The following is a 4,091-nucleotide window of genomic DNA, read 5'->3' on the forward strand; positions in this document are numbered from 1 at the left end:
GAACGTTTGAACACGACGGACCTCACAACAGGGATGACCAGCGTTAGGGCGGGCGCGAGGCTGCGGTCAAGCTGGCGCTGCAAGAAGCCGCTGGACGCCGCCGCGAGGGCGATCTAACGCGGTCACATCCATAATCCGGACCTTGCCCCATGAAGCGTTTCGCCCTCGCCGCCGCCGCCGTCTGCGTGCTGGCCGCCGTCGCCGTTCCCGCCGCCGTGCAGGCGTGGGGCAACACCGGCCACCGGCTGATCGGGATCGCCGCGGTGCGCGCCCTGCCGGACGACATGCCCGCCTTCCTGCGCACGCCGGGCGCGGCGGCCGACATCGGCGAACTGGCGCGCGAGCCGGACCGCTGGAAGGGCGGCGGCCAGCCGCACGACCGCGAGCGGGACACGGCCCACTTCGTGGACATGGACGACAACGGCTTCATCATGAGCGCCGCGGGCCCGTCGATCGACGCCCTGCCGCGCCTGAAGTCGGAATACGACGCCGCCCTCACGACCGCCGGCCTGGACGTCAATGACGCGGGCTACCTGCCGTATGCCATCTGGGACGGCTATCAGAACCTGGTGCGCGACTTCGCCTACTGGCGCGTGCTGAACGCCCAGGAGGCGCGCGAGACCGATCCGGCGAGGAAGGAGTGGTACCGCGTCGATCGCGAGCGCCGCGAGGCCCTGATCCTGCGCGACATGGGCGTGCTGGGCCACTACATCGGCGACGGCTCCCAGCCCCACCACACCACCATCCACTACAACGGCTGGGACCGGAACACGCCCAACCCCGAAGGCTTCACCACCTCGCGCCAGACGCACAGCCTGTTCGAGGGCGCCTTCACCGCCAAGGTCGCCCGTCTGGACGCCATCGAGGCCGCGATGACCGCGCCCCAGCTTGACGGCTTCGACCTGCGCGCCCGGGTGCCCGCCTATCTGCGCGAGACCCTGTCGCAGGTGACACCCTTCTACCGGCTGGAGAAGGCCGGGGGCTTCGGCGACGGCGACGCGCGGGGAGCCGAGTTCACCATCGCCCGACTGGCCGCCGGCGCCTCGGAGCTGCGCGACTTCTACATCCTCGCCTGGCGCGACTCGGCCGATGACTCGATTGGCTGGCCGGCGGTGAAGGTGGCCGAGGTCGAGGCCGGGACGGCCGACCCGTGGCTGGCTATGATCGGCGAGGACTGAGGGTTTCGCCCGACGGCCTGCGGGGGTAGGGACGGCCCATGCCCGACCTGACCCCGCCCGTCGTCATCCTCGACAAGTCCCAGCTGGCCGACAACATCGGCGCCGTGGCCCGGGTGATGGCCAATTTCGGCCTGAGCGAACTGCGCCTCGTCAGCCCGCGCGACGGCTGGCCGCAGGAGCGGGCCTGGGCCACGGCCTCGGGCGCTGACTGGGTGCTGGACGAGGTCAAGGTGTTCGACAGCGTGGCCGAGGCGGTCGCGGATCTGAACACCGTCTTCTCGACCACGGCCCGCCCGCGCGAGACGCGGATGCCGGTGCGCACGCCGCGCGAGTCGGCGCGCATCCTGTACGACGACACCGCCTCGGGCCTGAAGACGGGCCTGCTGTTCGGCGGCGAGCGGGCGGGGCTGGAGACGACCGATATCGCCCTGACCGCCGGCATCACCACCATCCCGATCGATCCGAAGCACCATTCGCTGAACCTGGCGCAGGCGGTGGCGATCAACGCCTATGAGTGGCGCACCCTGATCCTGGACGCCCCGCCGCCGCGCTTCCGCGAGATCGACCCGCCGGCGTCGAACGAGCTGCTGATCGGCATGTACGAACATTTCGAGGCGGAGCTGGAGGCCGGCGGCTTCTTCTTCCCGCCCGAGAAGAAGCGGTCGATGAGCCAGAACCTGCGCGTCATGCTGGGCCGCTCGGCCTTCAGCGAGCAGGAGGTCGCCACCTTCCGCGGCGCCATCCACGCCCTGGCCAAGGGCCGCGGCCGGGTGCTGGCCAAGATGGCCGAGGCGCGGGCGGCGGCGGACCGGAAAGTCTCGGACGATGACTGAGGATCAGGTCGGGGCGCTTCTGAAAGAACTGTGTGTGGAGCTTGGCTTCTGCCTGCCGTCGGATGGTTATGACCGGATTGCTGATCACCCGCCGGAAACCGCTGATGCTTTCGCTCGCGCGGTCTTCGCCGCCGAGGGGTTGGACTACGATGGTGATCCGCGAGAGGGCTTGAAGGCTGCCGTGCGGGAGATGGCGGCACGGCATCTGGACGCGGCGCGGTGAAGGCGCTGTGGATCTATCCGCCGGCGGCGCTGACGGAGATCGCGGGCTGTTTCGCCTTCTGGGCCTGGTTGAAGCTGGACCGTTCGCCGCTGTGGCTGATCCCCGGCGTGGCCTTTCTGATCGCCTTCGCCTGGCTGCTGACCCTCGTGCCGGCGGCGGCGGCGGGACGGGCGTTCGCCGCCTATGGCGGGGTCTATATCTGCGCCTCGCTGATCTGGATGGCGATGGTCGAGAAAAGCCCTCCGGACCGCTGGGACCTGATCGGCGGCGCGGTCTGTCTGGCCGGGGCCGGGATCATCCTGTTCGCGCCCAGAGGCTGAGGTCGGGGCTGGAGGCCGCCGCAAAAACGCCTGTTTACGGTGGAGCTTGGACGGCATGTTGAACCGTCGCCTCGTCCTTGGGTCCGCCGCCGCCCTGCTGGCCGGCTCCACCTTCGCCTCACGCGCGCTCGCGGGCGACGCCGATGAGGCGACGCTGCGCGCCCTGGCGGCCGAAACCGGCTTCACCGGCGTGCTGATGACCGGCCGGGCCGGGCGAGCCGAGCAGACCATCGCCCTGGGAATGCACGACGTCGAGGCGGGGCTCCCGACGCGGGCGGACGGCGTCTACTGCCTGGCCTCGATCTCCAAATGGCTGACGGCGACGGCGGTGCTGAAGCTGGTGGACCAGGGCCGCCTGTCGCTGGAGGCGCCGATCACGACTTGGCTGCCGGAGTACCGGGCGGACACCGGGGCGAAGCTGACCCTGACGCACCTGCTGTCGAACACCAGCGGCGTGCCGGCCCTCCTGGGCGACGTCATGCGGGCCGATCCGTCGTTGCGGACGCGGGTGATTCCGACCGAGGAGGCGCTGCGCCTGTTCTGCCAGGGCGACCTGAAGTTCGAGCCGGGCGCCCAGTTCGACTACGCCTTCACCAACTGGATCATCGTCCTGGGCATCGTCGAGCGTGTGACCGGGCAGGCCTTCCCGGACGCCATCCGGACCCTGCTGCTGGAGCCGCTGGGCCTGAACGAGATCCGCGGCGACGACGCCTTCATCGAGACGCCGCGCACGGCGGTGTCCTACCGCACGCTGGAGCCTCTGGTGCGCCAGCCCAATGAGCGAATGCCGATGATGCTGGCCGCGGGCGGCTATTACGGGACCGCCGCCGACCTGCTGAAGGCCGCGCATGGGGTGTTCGACGGCGACTTGCTGTCCACGGATTCGCAGCGCCGGTTGAGGACCGTCATCGCCATGGGCGACGACTACGCGCTGGGTGGGCGGGTGCGGACTCTGATGATCGACGGACAGGCGCGTCCGGCGGCCTGGAACACGGGCAGCACGGTGGGTTATCGCGCCTTGCTGGCGCACCGGTTCGACGATGGGCGCACGCTGGTGATCCTGAACAACACCAGCCTGCCCAATCCCGTGCGCGGCCGGCTCGGCGACGCCGTCTTCGGAGCCTCGCCGCCGGCTTGAGACGGGTCACGCGGTTGATCCCGCAAATCGGTTCCTGTAGGAGCCGCCTCGTTGGGGAGTAGCCGCCGGCGACGTTCAGCCGGGATCGCGTCAACACACTCGTAGCCTTCGATCCGAGGATTGGGGACTCGTGGTGCGATCAGCGGACCGAGTGTCCGCCTGGCGAGACCAGCGTGCTTCGCGGGTCCCTACCGGCAGGGTCGCGAACGCGCTGTCTCGTGCGCCCGGCGGATTCGTTCTCATGACCCCTCTTTCCATCGCGGTGCTGTCGCTCAGCATGTCGACGGACGCCTTCGCCGCCGCCGTGCGGCGCGGCGCGGCCCATCGTCCCCCTTTCGCCACGGCCGTCCGCAACGGCCTGGTCTTCGGCGTGATCGAGGCGATCACCCCGCTGATCGG

The 4,091-nt window shown here is 70.0% G+C and carries 5 protein-coding genes; all 5 read left to right on the top strand.

What is annotated here, in order from left to right; genetic code table 11:
• Window positions 1-149: 149 nt before the first annotated feature.
• Genes Q0C81_RS16965 through Q0C81_RS16985 form a run of 5 tightly spaced genes read left to right on the top strand, consistent with a single transcriptional unit; the run spans window position 150 to window position 3,692 of the window.
• Complete coding sequence (locus tag Q0C81_RS16965) at window positions 150-1,178, top strand: S1/P1 Nuclease (protein ID WP_291840752.1); 1,029 nt, start codon at window positions 150-152, stop codon at window positions 1,176-1,178.
• A 38-nt stretch (window positions 1,179-1,216) separates the two neighbouring features.
• A complete protein-coding gene (locus tag Q0C81_RS16970) occupies window positions 1,217-2,011 on the top strand; it encodes an RNA methyltransferase (protein ID WP_291840755.1) in 795 nt (264 codons plus the stop codon).
• The gene (locus Q0C81_RS16975; RefSeq protein ID WP_291840758.1) at window positions 2,004-2,234 is read left to right on the top strand and encodes a hypothetical protein; all 231 of its coding nucleotides are present in this window, start codon (window positions 2,004-2,006) and stop codon (window positions 2,232-2,234) included. Before Q0C81_RS16970 ends, Q0C81_RS16975 begins: the two co-directional genes overlap by 8 nt.
• Window positions 2,231-2,554 (top strand): YnfA family protein, encoded by a 324-nt coding sequence (locus Q0C81_RS16980; protein WP_291840761.1) that lies wholly within the window; start codon window positions 2,231-2,233, stop codon window positions 2,552-2,554. Before Q0C81_RS16975 ends, Q0C81_RS16980 begins: the two co-directional genes overlap by 4 nt.
• Window positions 2,555-2,609: 55 nt before the next feature.
• Window positions 2,610-3,692 carry a serine hydrolase gene (locus tag Q0C81_RS16985; RefSeq protein ID WP_291840764.1) on the top strand — a complete coding sequence of 361 codons (1,083 nt, stop codon included), beginning with the start codon at window positions 2,610-2,612 and terminating at the stop codon, window positions 3,690-3,692.
• Window positions 3,693-4,091: the final 399 nt, after the last annotated feature.

Source organism: Brevundimonas sp. (genome assembly GCF_023259385.1).
Classification (GTDB): Bacteria; Pseudomonadota; Alphaproteobacteria; order Caulobacterales; family Caulobacteraceae; genus Brevundimonas.